This is a genomic window from Rhodococcus xishaensis, assembly GCF_004011825.1.
Lineage (GTDB): Bacteria > Actinomycetota > Actinomycetes > Mycobacteriales > Mycobacteriaceae > Prescottella > Prescottella xishaensis.
Genome location: NZ_RKLO01000001.1, coordinates 637,141 through 652,869, shown reverse-complemented (window position 1 = coordinate 652,869; position 15,729 = coordinate 637,141). Strand labels below are relative to the sequence as shown.

The window sequence follows — 15,729 nt, the reverse complement described above, 5'->3', positions numbered from 1 at the left end:
ATCAACCCGGAGGCGGGCTCCGATCGCCGGCACCTCCGGGATCAGGCGTCCCCGGGATCTGACGCAGGAAGCGCTGAACCCTCGGGCACAACCTTCCCGGTCAGGAGCCACGTCTCGAACGCCTCATTGCACAGGCAGGCTGCAGATCGTCGTTCCCGTAGCAGGGCCACCGCGCCGGGCGGGTCCGCTTCACCCGACAGCACCAGCGCCCGGGCAGCTACGAGGCTCGACCGGTTGAGCCCCACCTGGCAGTGGACGAGTACCGTGCCTGTCCGCCGGCAGGAGTTCACCCAGTCCGCGAGCGCATCGACTTGCTCGAACCCTTGCTCGCAGCTGTCGTACATGCGGACGTACATCTCGGTACCGATAGCGTGGCAAACCTCGTACTGCTCCCACGGGTACAGCGAGACCAGGTGGGTGACGAACTCCGGCAATACCAGACCGCTGCGGCACCCTCCCTGCCACAAGTTGGGGGCGATTTCGCTGATGACCGGGACATCGAACGGGATGTGACCGTGCGCGGTTATACCGACCAGGTGCTGACGCATCGGGTCGATCTCGATATCGATTGCTGTCGGGTCGAGGTTGTCGTTCACACTCGATATCCGTTCGGATCGTGGCCTGGGATTCCAGTGATTCCAGTATCGCCGTTATTCGGCCCGTCACCACAGGTTTTTTTGCTGGTGCCACCGCGTCGCACGCTCGCGCGCCTGCCTGATCCAGATCGGGAGCTTGACCCAGGTCGACAACCGTGACGAACAACGTCAGGTCTTCCGGAGCTGCCCCGCGGGCCTTAGGCCTTGGCGATAATGTCCTCAACCACGGCTAGCGACGCTCACTTGGAGGAGCGATGACCCAGCCAGACAATCCGTACGGTGCACGGCCCGGCGGTGGAATCAGCCTTCCCGACTATTACCGGCCGATGACCTCGATCAACAACCGGAACTTCTACTCACCGGGGACCGAGATCCTGCCCGAGGGTGAGATGCGCATCAGCATCTTGGGCAGCACACCGTGGCCCCCAACTCGCCTTCAAGCGGGAACTTGCATCCTCGTCGAGTGCGGCAACGGCCAGCCCCAACCACGACGGTTCTTCTTCGATATGGGCAACGGCAGCGTGAAGAATGCGTTGGCCATGCAGGTGCCACCGATCTTCATCAATGACATCTTCATCAGTCACCTACATGGCGATCACTACGCCGATCTGCCGTACATGTACCCGTTCACGGCTTGGGCAGGACGGTGGCAGCCGTTGCGCCTCTACGGCCCGTCGGGAGCGACGCCCGAGTTGGGGATCAAGCACATGGCCAAGCACATGCGCGAGATGATGCGCTGGCACGAGGAGAACTTCCTGCACGCGACTATTTCGGCGGGCTACGAAATGGACGTCACCGAGTTCGATTGGAAGGAAGAGAACGGCATCTGCTACGACCAGGACGGCATCGTAGTTCGGCACTGGCCGCGTTCCCACGTCAAGGACGGAGCCTCCGCGTACCGCCTCGACTGGGAAGACGCCGGGCTCTCGGTGGTGTGGACCGGCGACGGTCGTCCCGACGAGAAAACTGAGCAGTACGCCGCTGGCTGCGACGTGTTCATCACCGAGGGACAGATCGACACACCGTCGCTGATGTCGTTGAAGTTCGGTGTTCCCGAGGAACTAGCCAAGTACACGATCGATTCGTGGCACACGATGTACTACGCGGCGGGATATCTGATGAACAAGGTCCAACCGCGGATGGGAATGATCGTCCACTATGAGGCCGGAGGAGCGGCGCTGGACGCCGAGTCGGTTGCCGAGGTCCGAGCGAACTACGAGGGACTGTTCCAGTTCGGCGGCCCTGACATCCAGGTTGTCAACGTGACCAAGGACCGGATCTGGTCTCGGGAGGCTGCGATCCCGGACGGCGCCGCGATCGCACCGCTCGACCCGCGGTGGCTGCTGCCCTCGCCGCTACCGGCCGAGCTGGAGCTGCCGCGTCCGGAACTGCCTCGCGAACAGCAACAACAAGCGTTCCTGCGGGAGATGGAAATCGATCCACACAAGTACTACCCGCCTGACGCCGACCGCGAACCCGTCCAGAGTTGGCCGGCCGAGGGCTTCAAGATCGACCCGCGCGGCATGCTGCGGGCTCGGGGAATCGATCCCGATGAGTCTTGACGCGTCGTCCGTCCCGGAACCGGATACGGCCGACAGGGTCGATTCCGGCAGGGGCGACTCCGGCGCGACTCCACTGACGATAATCACCGGGTTTCTGGGTGCGGGGAAAACCACGCTGTTGAACCGGCTCCTGGGCGGCGGTCATGGTCTGCGCGCCGCCGTCTTGGTCAACGACTTCGGATCGATCAACATTGACGCCGACCTTGTGGTCGGCGTCGCGGACGACATGATCAGCCTGGCCAACGGCTGCGTCTGTTGTGAGATCCGCGACGACCTGGTCGGCGCAGTCGAGCGTCTCGTCAGCTCTGCGACGCCACCGGAGCACATCATCCTGGAAGCCAGCGGCGTCGCCGACCCCGCCAGTATCTGGGCGACGTTCGCCGGCTCGCAGCGACCTGATTGGGTTCGGCTGGACGGAGTCACTTGTGTGGTGGATACAGAGCAGATCTTCGAACACCTCGACGAGGCCCCCGACTTGTTGATGCTCAAGGCGCGCCAGATCGGTTTCGCAGACCTGGTTGTGCTCAACAAGGTCGACCTTGCCGGGCCCGCAACCGTGGCATGGGTACGGCGGTGGATCGACACGATGATGGATCGCGTTCGGATCGTGGAGGCTGTCCAAGCCGACGTCCCGCTGGAGATCCTGCTCGGGATTCGATGCGAGGAACGGGAGCCCAGCCTTGAACAATCCCCGCGGGGCCTGAGCCACAGGGAACGGTTTCAGACGTGGACCTTCAGAACCAACCGCTTGTTCGACCCACGATCGCTTCAAGAGATGATCCGCCGCGACCTGCCCGGCGAGGTCTACCGCTGCAAAGGCTTTGTGCAAGTTGCCGGCGACACTCCACAACGCATGCTGCTGCAATCCGTTGGGCGGCGCTCCGAACTCATCCCCGCAGGGACGAGAGCAATCGCGACCCATAGCGAGATCGTGGCGATAGGAACGTCCGCGCTGGACCCGCAGCGCCTGCACCGGCTATTCGAACGTTGCCTCGTCACGAGGTGACGCGCAGGCGCGTTCCCCTGGCGTTTCGACCGCTGACAGTGCCGGAACCGCTTCGTGGGCTACCGCATCCAGTCGACAAGCGCTTCGGCGAGGACGCCCCCGCGATCCTCCTGGACGAAGTGGCCACCGCCCTCGATGGTCCGGTGTGGCTGCCCGGCAGCACCGGCGATCTTGGGGATCAGGGCCCGTTCGCTTCCTGCGGTGATGGGATCCTTGTCGGAGAACAGGCACAGGAACGGCTTGTCGAACTTCGCCAACGTAGCCCATGCCGCCCGATTGTCGGGGGTGGCGACGTTGTCCTCGTCCTGCGGAATGAGGTCGGGGAACGCTCTAGCGCCGGCCTTGTAGGAGGCGTCGGGAAACGGGGCCTCGTAGGCTGCGGTCACCTCCGGGGTCAGCGGCTCGGTGCACCCACCGGAAATCAGATTGCCGATCGGCAGGTCCGGGGTGCTCGCTACGAAGTTGCGGAAGATCTGCCACGCCTCCGGGAGTTTGCGGGTCCCGTCCGGAAGCCCGGTGTTGGATGCGCAGACGCGGGCGAATCGCTCAGGATGTTCACCGACCAGTCGTAGACCGATCAGCCCTCCCCAGTCCTGGCAGAACAGGGTGATGTCGTGCAGGTCCAGAGCATCGAACAGGAACGATCGCATCCATTCGACGTGCCGCGCATAGGTGTAGTCGGATACCGCGGTGGGCTTGTCGCTGCGTCCGAACCCGATCAGGTCCGGGGCGACCACGCGCATACCGGCGTCGACGAGGACGGGGATCATGTGCCGGTACAGATACGACCAGGTCGGTTCTCCGTGCAGCAGGAGCACCAACGGACCGTCCTTCGGCCCCTCGTCGATATAGGCCATTCGCAGGCCGTCCGACGTCTCTGCATAGTGGGGGCTCCACGGAAATCCCGGCAGGTCCGCGAAGCATTCGTCAGGTGTTCTCACTGTGTCCACCCCTCGACCCTAGCCGCGAACGAACGTCTGCGATAGATCTGGGACATCGTCAGATGCCCCACCGGACAGCCGTCGACTGAGCATGAACGTTCAATAGTGACAACAGGTTTCGAGTAGCCTATCCCCTCGATCGGACCGAGTCCTGGGAAGCCAGCCGATATGAACGACGGTTGACGGGGTTGTCTCAGCGGTAGTCCGGATTGGCAAAGTCTGGGCGGCAACCGGCATCCCATTCCGATCGCTGATTTCCGTACGCAGGGAACCCACCTGCATTCTTCAGCATCGCGGCGGTGTGCATCAGGTTGTAGGTCATGAAGGTCGTGTTGCGATTGGTGAAGTCGTTCTCAGGGCCACCGGACCCCTCGTCAAGGTACGACGGGCCGGGCCCGACCTCACCGATCCATCCGGCGTCCGCCTGAGGCGGGATCACGTATCCCAGATGCTGGAGGCTGTAGAGAATATTCATCGCGCAATGCTTGACGCCGTCCTCGTTGCCGGTGATCAGACACCCACCCGCTCGGCCGTAGTAGGCGTACTGGCCCTGGTCGTTGAGAATTGACGAGCAACCGTAGAGCCGTTCGATCACCAGTTTCGTGACGGAGCCGTTGTCGCCCAGCCAGATCGGTCCGGCCAGTACCAGGATGTCCGCGTCCAATACGCGTCGAAACAGTTGCGGCCACTCGTCGCGCGACCATCCGTGCTCGGTCATGTCCGGGTAGACGCCAGTCGCTATGTCGTGATCGACGGCCCGGATCTGATCGACGGTGACGCCTTCGTTTTCCATCACACGAACGCTGCGGTCGATGAGTCCCTGGGTGTTGCTCACATCCGGAGATCGCTTCAACGTGCAGTTGATGTACAGGGCACGCAGACCGCTGAAGCGGGGTGCGTCGTCTCTGGGCGATGAATTGGCCATCGGCTTCTCCCGCGAAGAGGGGTCTGGAGTCAGCAAGAAATCCGAAGCCCAGGATATGCCGCGGCAGGTCGTCGCGGGTGAAAAGTTCTCCGACGGCTGGGGGAAGGAACCCCTGCTATCCGGACCGACTTTCGATGTGCCTGTGCACCAACTTCTTTGAGGATTCGCCTACAGTACGTCCGGTGCGCTCCCGAGCTGTACCAGTTCCCTGTCCCGCGCGTCGGTAGCGCTGCGCGCTGAACGCTACGCATTCAAACAATTCGGGCTTCTGATCGTTGTTCCGAACCCGGCCGAGCCCTGAGCGTGACACCCCGGATAGAACCTTGCTGGAACGTAGGACGGCGAACGTGCAGGCGGTACGGACGATGCGCGGACACGCTTCGGCCGCAATGACGTTGGACTGTGGACTATGCGGACCTGTTCGACGACGCCCTCGAGGCAGTGGCGATGTCACTCAGCACGACCCGATCTCGAGCGAGTCTGCGCAATAGGTGGGCAGACCAAGCTAGTGCATCGAAACAGAAAGGCCCCCACCTGCACTTACACGCAGATCGGAGCCAACTCGTCGAGTGGGCGCGGAGGGTTTCGAACCCCCGACCGCTGGTGTGTAAAACCAGAGCTCTACCACTGAGCTACACGCCCCAGACCCGGCGAGTCTGACCGCCGGAACCGCTTCAGGACTTTAGCGCGGTGAGCGCTTTCTCCCAAGCTGCCTGGTCACGGGGCTCGCCGGGACCGTTCATTTCCGCGAACCGGATGATGCCGGCCTTGTCGACGGCGAACGTGCCGCGATTGGCGAAACCGAGCGAGTCGTTGAACACCCCGTACGCCTCGGCAACTGCGCCGTGCGGCCAGAAGTCCGACAGCAGTGGGAAGGTGTAGCCCTGTTCGGCCGCCCAGATCTTGTGGGTCGGCGACGGTCCGACCGAGATGGCGAGAATCTCGGCCTCGTCGTTCTGGAACTTGGGCAACTCGTCGCGCACTCGGCACAATTCGCCCTGGCACACACCGGTGAAGGCCAGCGGATAGAAGACGATCAGCACGTTCTTCTTGCCACGGAAATCCGACAGAGTGACTTCCTGGTTGTCTTGATCCTTGAGTGTGAAATCGGGTGCGATAGCACCCACCTCGAGAGGCATACGTGGTCCTTACGTCGGATATGTCGGCGCATCCGCCACGACAAACCTACGCCGCGCGGATGAACAGGAACGGGACATCGAAAGCGATGAGCGCTCTTGATCAGCGTTTCGGGGCGCGGGCTTTCGGCTGAACCAGTCGACTACCGCTCCACGACCCGAGGTTCGACGCAGAGGTCTGCGTCAGCCCCGCGGTGGGTGCCGATTCGGCGATCTCGCTGGGCTCGACGTGTCCCGGCTGACCTGTCTTGGGGGTGAGGACCCACACGAAGCCGTCGTCGGAGAGCGGACCGATCGCATCCATCAGCGCGTCGACCAGATCGCCATCACCGTCCCGCCACCACAGCAGCACGACGTCCACGACCTCGTCAGAGTCCTCGTCGACCATCTCTCCACCGATGGCGTCCTCCACCGCTACGCGCAGTTCGTCATCGGTGTCCTCGTCCCAGCCCAGTTCCTGAACCACCATGTCGTGGGTAATGCCAAGCTTCTGAACGAAGTTCTGAGCGTCCGCCGCGGCGACCACGGTGGTGTCCTCCTTTGTTCGGTGGGGTGCGGGTATCGCGCACATCGAGTCGGGATCGAGCGTGCCTCGATCAGTAGGTGAAAGCGAACATGGTCGAAGCCATTCGCGCAAGCCGACGAACCCGAAAATCTCGAGAAAGTGTGCGGAAGAGCTCGTAGATCGCCTCGATCAGGGCAAACCGCCGAGTTCGCATGGGGCCGCGACGCGCCGAGTGCCGAAGTACGGCGGTGGGGGTGCTCCACCCGCCCTGATGGTGAAAGATGAGAGTTGCGCCATATTCATAGGGAAACTCGGACCTCCCAACAAGGACGGTCCGTACGGAGTGGACGCGACACCACGCGTCTCACCGAAACGAGGAGCACACCTTGTCAGACCTGATCCAGGGGCCCGCGACTTCACCGAATGCTGACACGCCACGCATCTCCGGGGAGTCCTCGTCATCCGCTGCACACGCGCCCGGCACCGACGGCCGGGTACGCGTCATCCGTGAAGGTGTGGCCTCCTATCTGCCGGACATCGATCCGGACGAGACGAACGAGTGGCTCGAATCGTTCGACGGCTTGCTCGCTCGGGCTGGTCACGCCCGTGCTCGCTACCTGATGCTGCGCCTGCTCGAGCGCGCCGGTGAGAAGCACGTCGCGATCCCCGCACTGACGTCCACGGACTATGTCAATACGATCCCCACCGAGAACGAGCCGTGGTTCCCCGGTGACGAGGAAGTCGAGCGCCGCTACCGCGCCTGGATCCGCTGGAACGCCGCGATCATGGTTCATCGCGCACAGCGTCCCGGTGTAGGCGTCGGTGGCCACATCTCGACCTATGCTTCGTCGGCAGCGCTGTACGAGGTCGGTTTCAACCACTTCTTCCGCGGCAAGGACCACCCAGGCGGCGGCGACCACATCTTCGTCCAGGGCCATGCCTCTCCCGGTATATACGCTCGCGCTTTCCTCGAAGGACGCATCGACGCCGACCAACTCGACGGGTTCCGCCAGGAGGCCAGCCACGCGAAGTCCGGGGGCGGACTTCCGTCGTACCCGCATCCGCGGCTGCTCCCCGACTTCTGGGAGTTCCCGACGGTGTCCATGGGCCTGGGCCCCATGAACGCCATCTACCAGGCGCGTTTCAACCACTACCTACACGACCGTGGCATCAAGGACACGTCCGACCAGCATGTGTGGGCGTTCCTCGGCGACGGGGAGATGGACGAGCCGGAGTCGCGCGGTCTCGCGCACGTCGCGGCAACCGAAGGCCTCGACAACCTGACCTTTGTCGTCAACTGCAACCTGCAGCGCCTCGACGGCCCGGTGCGCGGCAACGGCAAGATCATCCAGGAACTCGAGTCGTTCTTCCGTGGCGCCGGCTGGAACGTCATCAAGGTCGTGTGGGGTCGCGAGTGGGATGCGCTTCTCCACGCCGACAAGGACGGCGCGCTCGTCAACCTCATGAACGAGACACCCGACGGCGACTACCAGACATACAAGGCCAACGACGGCGCCTTCGTCCGGGAGCATTTCTTCGGACGCGACCCTCGGACGAAGGCCCTCGTCGCCGGTCTCACCGACCAGGAGATCTGGAACCTCAAGCGCGGCGGCCACGACTACCGCAAGATCTACGCGGCCTACGCCGCCGCGATGGCGCACAAGGGCCAGCCGACAGTCATCCTTGCCCACACCATCAAGGGCTACACACTGGGCAAGCACTTCGAGGGCCGCAACGCGACACACCAGATGAAGAAGCTCACGCTGGACGATCTCAAGCACTTCCGCGACATCCAGCGCATCCCGATCTCCGACGAGGAACTCGAGAAGGATCCATACCTGCCGCCGTACTACCACCCCGGCCCGAACGCGCCGGAGATCCAGTACATGTTGCAGCGCCGCAAAGCCCTCGGCGGATTCCTCCCCTCGCGGCGCACGGACGCCGCACCGCTGACACTTCCGGGCGACAAGACATACGCGCCGATCCTCAAGGGTTCGGGCAAGCAGGAAGTCGCGACCACGATGGCGACCGTCCGCGTCCTCAAGGAATTGTTGCGGGACAAGGAGATCGGTCACCGCATCGTGCCGATCATCCCGGACGAGGCCCGCACGTTCGGGATGGACTCGTGGTTCCCCTCGCTGAAGATCTACAACCCCAACGGTCAGCTGTACACGTCCGTCGACGCCGAACTGATGCTCGCCTACAAGGAGAGCGTGGTGGGCCAGATCCTGCACGAGGGCATCAACGAGGCCGGTTCGACGGCGTCGTTCACCGCGGCGGGCACGTCTTACGCCACCCACGGCGAGCCGATGATCCCGGTGTACATCTTCTACTCCATGTTCGGCTTCCAACGAACCGGTGACGGTCTGTGGGCGGCAGCGGACCAAATGGCTCGCGGCTTCGTACTCGGCGCAACGGCAGGCCGCACGACGCTCACCGGCGAGGGCCTGCAGCACGCCGACGGCCACTCGCTGCTGCTCGCCTCGACCAACCCGGCCGCGGTCTCCTACGATCCGGCGTTCTCATACGAGATCGCACACATCGTCCGGGACGGCCTACGCCGCATGTACGGCGGAACCAGGAACCCAGACGGAACGACTGTGCCGGGGTTCGGTGGCGAGAACATCTTCTACTACCTCACCGTCTACAACGAGCCGTACGTCCAGCCCGCCGAACCGGAGAACCTCGACGTCGACGGCTTGCTCCGGGGCATCTACCTCTACAAGGGGGCAGAGATCCCCGGCGATGCGGACGGGCGCCCCGCACCACGCGCCCAGATCCTGGTCTCGGGCGTCACGATGCCCGAGGGGCTGCGCGCCCAGCAACTACTCGGCGACGAGTGGGGGGTCGCCGCGGACGTGTGGTCAGTGACGTCGTGGGGCGAGTTGCGGCGTGAGGGCCTCGATTGCGAGCGCGAGGCATTGCACAAGCCCGGTATCGACGCCCCGCAGCCGTACGTCGCCAAGGTGCTGTCGCAGTCCCAGGGGCCATTCGTCGCCGCATCGGATTGGATGCGGGCCGTGCCGGATCAGATCCGCCCGTGGGTCCCAGGCCCCTTCACGACGCTGGGAACCGACGGGTTCGGCTTCTCCGACACCCGCCCGGCTGCCCGCAGGTTCTTCAACGTGGACGCCGAGTCCATCGCCGTCGCGGTTCTGTCGGCGCTTGCGAAGACGGGTGAACTCGACCGTTCCAAGGCTGTCGAGGCGGCCGCGCGCTACCGAATCGACGACGTCCTCGCCGCGCCGGAGCAGGCATCGGACCCCGGCGTGGCGTAGGGCCGTACCAACCAGCAGGACCCAGAGTGCGACCGACAATGAATACACCTGCTGCCGGCACGAGTGTCCGCAAGGTCTCGTGCCGGCTGCGGGCGTAAGTTCCTACACATGGCAGTGGATCAGCCGGAGAGTTCAACGACCTCCCCTCCTCAGCCCCCGTCTCAGCCGGCCGGGAAGGAGGCTTCACCTCCGCTGCATCCACGTCGTACGCGCTACCAACCGGCCGTCCAGGACACCTCGAGCAGGCCGAGCCGTGACTCCCTGCCCGATGCACTGCTGCGTCGGGTCAAGCAGTTCTCGGGTCGGCTCTCTACCGAGGCGATCGCGTCGATGCAGGACCAGCTGCCGTTCTTCGCCGACCTCGACGCCGAGCAGCGGGCAAGCGTGCAGATGCTCGTGCAGACATCGGTGGTCAATTTCCTCGAATGGCTTACCGACGCCGATACCGATATCCGTTTCAGCATCGACGCCTTCCAGGTGATTCCCCAGGATCTCGCCCGTCGCCTGACGCTGCGGCAGACGGTCGACATGGTGCGAGTGGCGATGGAGTTCTTCGAGCAGCGCCTGCCCGCGCTCGCGCGCAATGACCGACAGCTCGTCGCGCTGACCGAGTCGATCCTGCGCTACGGCCGTGAACTCGGCTTCGCGGCCGCGGCGGTGTACGCGAGTGCCGCTGAGTCCCGCGGAGCATGGGATACACGGCTCGAAGCGTTGGTCGTCGACGCGGTGGTCCGTGGTGACACCGGATCCGACCTGCAGTCACGGGCCGCGACCCTGAACTGGGATGCAACCGCGCACGCGACGGTGATCGTCGGCACGCCCCCGCCAGAGGAGAGCGTGTCTGTGATCGGGACCGTGCACAGCACCGCACAGAAACACGGTCGGGCCGCGCTGGCCGTGGTCCAGGGCGAGTTACTCGTAATGGTGGTCAGCGGCGAGTTGAAGGGCAGCAGGGGCGCACGCAAGTTTATGGACGAGTTGATGGAGAGCTTCTCCGGTGGTCCGGTGGTGATAGGCCCCACCACCCCAACGCTCGGGGCTGCTCACTTGAGCGCGGTGGAGGCGCTCGCCGGGATGGAAGCCGTCGTAGGTTGGCGCGGCGCACCTCGCCCGGTATTCGCTGCGGATCTGCTTCCCGAACGCGCCCTGCTCGGCGACACCGCGGCGGTCGTCGCGCTCAACGAACGCCTGATCCATCCGCTGTCGGTCGCGGGAACTGCGCTCTCGGAGACTCTCGACGCCTACCTGGACTCCGGCGGTGCCATCGAGGCCTGTGCCCGCCAGCTGTTTGTTCATCCAAACACCGTTCGGTACCGCCTGAAGAGAATCTCGGAGATCACGGGACGCGATCCGACAAATCCACGCGATGCCTATGTGCTCCGCGTCGCAGCAACTCTCGGCCGACTAGCCCAAACAAACTCTCATACACCTACTTCTGGCACATCGACCCCAAAATTCACATTCCGGAATGTCGGGGCGTAACGCTAGGCGCCCCAATTCCGATCCTGCACTGCGACGTGCAATTTTGTGGGAACCCTACAAATCATCTGTGCAGAGTTCATTCTCGATAACATCTCGCGGGCGACGCTCACAGTGTTCCCATGAATGCGTGATTTCGTTGCTTGCCCCGGGTCAGGGCTCTCAAACTCCCGGCATGCTCAGCCCATGGCTGGAGTTGCCGGGCACACACGATCGCGTCGCGCTGTGGTCGAAGGCATCCGGCCTCGACCTTGTTCGCCTGGGCACCACCGCATCGGCCGACGAGATCACGGATACTGCCGTGACCCAGCCGCTCGTAGTGGCTGCCGCTCTCCTCGCATACGAGGAACTCGAACGCCGGAACCTGGTCCCAGCGGAGACCATCGTCGCCGGCCATTCCGTGGGCGAACTCGCCGCCGCGGCCATCGCCGGCATTCTGTCCGCCGACGATGCCGTGCTGCTCGCCGCAATCCGAGGCAGGGAGATGGCGAGAGCGTGCGCACTCGAACCCACCGGGATGTCCGCTGTACTCGGCGGTGACGAGGCTGCGGTCCTGTCCCGACTCGAAGAACTCGATCTCACGCCGGCCAACCGCAACGCGGCGGGTCAGATCGTCGCGGCGGGATCCCACGACGCCCTCGAGCAACTGGCCGCGAACCCGCCCGAGAAAGCCCGCGTTCGAGCGCTGCCGGTGGCGGGGGCGTTCCACACTCGGTACATGGCACCCGCCCAGGACGCCGTCGCCGAGGCCGCGTCACGGATCACGCCCAGCGATCCCACCCGCACCCTGCTCTCCAACTCGGATGGCGCGCCAGTCACCTCCGGTGCCGACGCCCTGACCAAACTGGCCGCGCAGGTGACCCGACCTGTGCGCTGGGACCTGTGCACCGAGAGCCTTCGGGCTGCCCAGGTCACAGCGATCGCGGAACTCCCCCCGGCGGGAACCCTGATCGGGATCGCCAAGCGTGAGATGCGCGGCACACCGACCGCGGCGCTCAAAGAACCCGGAGATCTCTCGGCACTGACCGAGTTCACCGGAGGAGGCTAGGACACCACGCCCTCACCCAGCGCGTGACCGATGGCCCAACGACCATCCCACGGAAACCCAACCAAGAAAGGAGCCACATAGTGGCCACCAACCAGGAAGACATCATCGCCGGCCTCGCCGAGATCATCGAAGAGGTCACCGGCATCGAGCCCTCCGAGGTCACGATCGACAAGTCCTTCGTCGACGATCTGGACATCGACTCGCTTTCCATGGTCGAGATCGCCGTCCAGACCGAGGACAAGTACGGCGTGAAGATCCCGGACGAGGATCTGGCCAGCCTCCGCACCGTCGGCGACGCCGTCACCTACATCCAGAAGCTGGAAGCCGAGGGCGGCGAGGCTGCCGAAGCGGTCAAGGCAAAGCTCGAGGCCGCGAAGAACGACGACGAGTGAGCCCATCGTGACTTCCGCTTCTACCAAAGGGAGATTTCCCAACATCGTCGTCACGAGCCTCGCGGCTACGACGTCGGTCGCCGGAGATGTGGATGGCACGTGGAAGGGTCTGCTTGCCGGTGAGAGCGGCATCGACGTGCTCGAGGGCTCGTTCGTGGAGGAGTTCGATCTACCGGTGCGTTTCGGTGGCCAACTGAAGGTCCCCTTCGACGACGCGCTGAGCCGGGTCGAGATCCGTCGGATGAGCTATGTCGAGCGTCTCGCGTTGGTGTTGGGCAGGCAGGTCTGGCGAAATGCCGGCAGCCCCGAGGTCGACAAGGATCGTCTCGGGGTTGTCATCGGCACCGGGCTCGGCGGTGGAGAGGCGCTCATCGATGCCGTCGACAAGCTGCGCACAGGCGGATACCGCAAGGTGTCACCGTTCGCGGTTCAGATGGTGATGCCGAATGGTCCTTCGGCCACCGTCGGACTCGAACTGGGCGCGCGCGCTGGTGTCATCACGCCGGTATCGGCGTGTTCATCCGGGTCGGAGGCCATCGTTCATGCCTTCCGCATGATCGCGATGGGCGACGCGGATATCGTCGTCACCGGCGGAGTCGAGGGCAACATCGACTCCGTGCCGATCGCGAGCTTCGCCATGATGCGAGCGCTCAGCACCCGCAACGACGACCCGAAGGCGGCATCGCGCCCCTTCGACAAGGACCGGGACGGGTTCGTCTTCGGTGAGGCCGGCGCCATGATGGTCCTCGAGACGGAGGAGCATGCGAAGGCGCGTGGGGCGACCATCCACGCTCGCATACTGGGCGCAGGCATCACCTCGGACGGCTACCACATCGTGGCACCCGATCCGGAGGGCGTCGGGGCGGCTCGCGCCATGACCCGGGCTCTCGAAACTTCCGGTCTCGCCAAGTCCGACATCAAGCACGTCAACGCACATGCGACCGCAACGCCGATCGGCGACATCGCCGAGAGCATCGCCATCAAGGCCGCGGTCGGCACGCATCCTGCGGTGTACGGGCCCAAGTCGGCTCTGGGTCACTCGATCGGCGCCGTCGGCGCTCTCGAGGCAGTGCTCACCGTCCTGAGTGTCCGTGAGGGCGTCATCCCCCCCACGCTCAATCTGGACAACCAGGATCCGGAGATCGATCTCGACGTCGTCAAGGGTGAACCCCGCTACGGCGACATCGACTTCGCGATCAACAACTCGTTCGGTTTCGGTGGGCACAACGTTGCACTCGCCTTCGGACGGGCGTAACCCCACTCGAACCTCGCTGGATCGCAGGGTGGGGACGCCGCACCCGGGGTCCCCACCCCGAACTTTCGCCCAACATGGGCTAGCTCAAGGAGGACACGATGACCGTCTTGGCCCCCGCGACGCACTCCGAAGCATCCGTCGATCCGCGCGACCCTCTCGCGCGCCTCGCCAAGCTGTTCGATGCCGGAACCGTCGTACCCCTACACCCCCGCGACAAATCCGGGGTGCTCACCGCATCGGGTGAGATCGATGGCGTTCGCACTATCGCCTATGCCTCCGACGCCACCGTCATGGGCGGCGCGATGGGCGTCGATGGCTGCAAACACATCGTCGACGCGATCGATACCGCGATCGCCGAGAACGCCCCGGTCGTCGGGTTGTGGCATTCGGGGGGCGCCCGACTGGCCGAAGGGGTCGAGGCCCTCCATGCCGTCGGTCTCGTCTTCGAGGCCATGGTGCGCGCGTCGGGCCTGATTCCGCAGATCTCCGTCGTGCTCGGCTTCGCCGCGGGTGGCGCCGCCTACGGCCCCGCCCTCACCGATATCGTGATCATGGCGCCCGAGGGCCGCGTCTTCGTCACCGGCCCCGACGTGGTCAAGAGCGTGACCGGCGAGCAGGTCGACATGGCGTCGCTCGGCGGGCCGGACACGCACAGCAAGAAGTCCGGAGTGGCGCACATCGCGGCCCGCGACGAGAGCGACGCCTACCGTCGAGCCCGCCGCCTGGTGTCGATGATGAGTGAGCAGGGCGAGTTCGACCTCGCGGCCGCCGAACACGGCGATCGCGACCTCCGCGAGCTGATGCCGGAATCCGCGAAGCGCGCGTACGACGTGCGCCCGATCGTCCGGGAACTGCTCGACAACGTCGAGGGCGAGTCGAGTTTCGAAGAGTTGCAGACCAACTGGGCGCGCAGCATCGTCACCGGGTTGGGCCGTCTCGGCGGCCGCACGGTCGGTGTGATCGCGAACAACCCGCTCCACCTCGGTGGTTGCCTCAACAGCGAGAGTGCGGAGAAGTCCGCCCGCTTCGTCCGCCTGTGCAACGCCTTCGGCATCCCACTGGTGGTCATCGTCGACGTCCCCGGCTATCTCCCCGGCGTCAGCCAGGAGTGGGAGGGCGTTGTGCGACGCGGCGCGAAGCTGCTGCACGCGTTCGCCGAGGCCTCCGTTCCCCGCGTCACGTTGGTGACGCGCAAGATCTACGGCGGCGCATACATCGCGATGAACTCGCGCGCCCTCGGCGCAACCGCGGTGTACGCGTGGCCCGACTCCGAGGTCGCGGTGATGGGCGCCAAAGCGGCCGTCGGCATCCTCCACAAGCGCGCCCTCGCGGCCGCACCGGAAGAGGAGCGCGAAGCCCTGCACGATCGTCTCGCCGAGGAGCACGAAGCCATCGCGGGCGGCGTCGGGCGGGCGATCTCGATCGGTGTCGTCGACGAGACGATCGATCCGGCCAAGACCCGCAGCGTCCTCGCCGGCGCACTCGCCGCAGTCCCCGCAACGCGTGCCCGGCACAAGAACATCCCGCTCTGACGCGCACGATCCGACAACTCCCGGCAAGGGCCCCGCAAGCGCGGGGCCCTTCTCTCGTCTTCGGTGTCTTCCGA

13 protein-coding genes and 1 tRNA gene are annotated in these 15,729 nt (G+C 64.7%); 8 read left to right on the top strand and 6 right to left on the bottom strand.

The genetic code is table 11. From position 1 onward, the window contains the following. Positions 1–41: 41 nt before the first annotated feature. Positions 42–596: a protein-tyrosine phosphatase family protein gene (locus EGT50_RS03095; RefSeq protein WP_235870522.1), complete on the bottom strand. Its 555-nt coding sequence runs from the start codon at positions 594–596 to the stop codon at positions 42–44. A 254-nt stretch (positions 597–850) separates the two neighbouring features. Here EGT50_RS03095 and gntH point away from each other — a divergent pair, with 254 nt between their 5' ends. Together gntH and EGT50_RS03085 are read left to right on the top strand one after the other, a co-directional pair. Beyond that, positions 851–2,158, top strand: a complete 1,308-nt coding sequence (gene gntH, locus EGT50_RS03090) for a guanitoxin biosynthesis MBL fold metallo-hydrolase GntH (RefSeq protein WP_206615708.1) — start codon at positions 851–853, stop codon at positions 2,156–2,158. Next, positions 2,148–3,164, top strand: a complete 1,017-nt coding sequence (locus tag EGT50_RS03085; protein WP_127951095.1) for a CobW family GTP-binding protein — start codon at positions 2,148–2,150, stop codon at positions 3,162–3,164. Before gntH ends, EGT50_RS03085 begins: the two co-directional genes overlap by 11 nt. Positions 3,165–3,223: 59 nt before the next feature. On the opposite strand, the gene EGT50_RS03080 is transcribed toward EGT50_RS03085, so the two are convergent. From EGT50_RS03080 to EGT50_RS03060, 5 genes are all read right to left on the bottom strand, one after another. Then, positions 3,224–4,114 carry a haloalkane dehalogenase gene (locus EGT50_RS03080; protein WP_127951094.1) on the bottom strand — a complete coding sequence of 297 codons (891 nt, stop codon included), beginning with the start codon at positions 4,112–4,114 and terminating at the stop codon, positions 3,224–3,226. 184 nt (positions 4,115–4,298) lie between these two features. Beyond that, a complete protein-coding gene (locus tag EGT50_RS03075; RefSeq protein WP_127951093.1) occupies positions 4,299–5,030 on the bottom strand; it encodes a flavodoxin family protein in 732 nt (243 codons plus the stop codon). A gap of 570 nt (positions 5,031–5,600) precedes the next feature. Further along, positions 5,601–5,672: transfer RNA gene (locus EGT50_RS03070), tRNA-Val, on the bottom strand. Between the two features lie 32 nt (positions 5,673–5,704). Continuing rightward, positions 5,705–6,169: a peroxiredoxin gene (locus EGT50_RS03065; protein WP_127951092.1), complete on the bottom strand. Its 465-nt coding sequence runs from the start codon at positions 6,167–6,169 to the stop codon at positions 5,705–5,707. 100 nt (positions 6,170–6,269) lie between these two features. After that, positions 6,270–6,692: a DUF3052 domain-containing protein gene (locus tag EGT50_RS03060; RefSeq protein WP_127946619.1), complete on the bottom strand. Its 423-nt coding sequence runs from the start codon at positions 6,690–6,692 to the stop codon at positions 6,270–6,272. 365 nt (positions 6,693–7,057) lie between these two features. Between EGT50_RS03060 and aceE the strand changes: the two genes are divergently transcribed. From aceE to EGT50_RS03030, 6 genes are all read left to right on the top strand, one after another. After that, on the top strand, positions 7,058–9,949 hold the full coding sequence (gene aceE, locus EGT50_RS03055; RefSeq protein ID WP_127951091.1) for a pyruvate dehydrogenase (acetyl-transferring), homodimeric type: 2,892 nt from the start codon (positions 7,058–7,060) through the stop codon (positions 9,947–9,949). A 108-nt stretch (positions 9,950–10,057) separates the two neighbouring features. Continuing rightward, positions 10,058–11,431 carry a PucR family transcriptional regulator gene (locus EGT50_RS03050; protein WP_127951090.1) on the top strand — a complete coding sequence of 458 codons (1,374 nt, stop codon included), beginning with the start codon at positions 10,058–10,060 and terminating at the stop codon, positions 11,429–11,431. Positions 11,432–11,558: 127 nt separating this feature from the next. Beyond that, positions 11,559–12,476, top strand: coding sequence for an ACP S-malonyltransferase (locus EGT50_RS03045; protein WP_127951089.1), 918 nt, complete (start codon positions 11,559–11,561; stop codon positions 12,474–12,476). Between the two features lie 80 nt (positions 12,477–12,556). Continuing rightward, complete coding sequence (gene acpM / locus EGT50_RS03040) at positions 12,557–12,868, top strand: meromycolate extension acyl carrier protein AcpM (protein ID WP_127951088.1); 312 nt, start codon at positions 12,557–12,559, stop codon at positions 12,866–12,868. Between the two features lie 7 nt (positions 12,869–12,875). After that, the gene (locus EGT50_RS03035; RefSeq protein WP_127951087.1) at positions 12,876–14,123 is read left to right on the top strand and encodes a KasA/KasB family beta-ketoacyl-ACP synthase; all 1,248 of its coding nucleotides are present in this window, start codon (positions 12,876–12,878) and stop codon (positions 14,121–14,123) included. A gap of 98 nt (positions 14,124–14,221) precedes the next feature. Beyond that, complete coding sequence (locus EGT50_RS03030) at positions 14,222–15,655, top strand: acyl-CoA carboxylase subunit beta (protein ID WP_127951086.1); 1,434 nt, start codon at positions 14,222–14,224, stop codon at positions 15,653–15,655. Positions 15,656–15,729: the final 74 nt, after the last annotated feature.

Coding starts and splice junctions, on each gene's coding strand:
- EGT50_RS03030 (WP_127951086.1), top strand. CDS start 14,222: ATGACCGTCTTGGCCCCCGCGACGCACTCCGAAGCATCCGTCGATCCG.
- EGT50_RS03075 (WP_127951093.1), bottom strand. CDS start 5,030: ATGGCCAATTCATCGCCCAGAGACGACGCACCCCGCTTCAGCGGTCTG.
- EGT50_RS03065 (WP_127951092.1), bottom strand. CDS start 6,169: ATGCCTCTCGAGGTGGGTGCTATCGCACCCGATTTCACACTCAAGGAT.
- EGT50_RS03050 (WP_127951090.1), top strand. CDS start 10,058: ATGGCAGTGGATCAGCCGGAGAGTTCAACGACCTCCCCTCCTCAGCCC.
- gntH (WP_206615708.1), top strand. CDS start 851: ATGACCCAGCCAGACAATCCGTACGGTGCACGGCCCGGCGGTGGAATC.
- EGT50_RS03085 (WP_127951095.1), top strand. CDS start 2,148: ATGAGTCTTGACGCGTCGTCCGTCCCGGAACCGGATACGGCCGACAGG.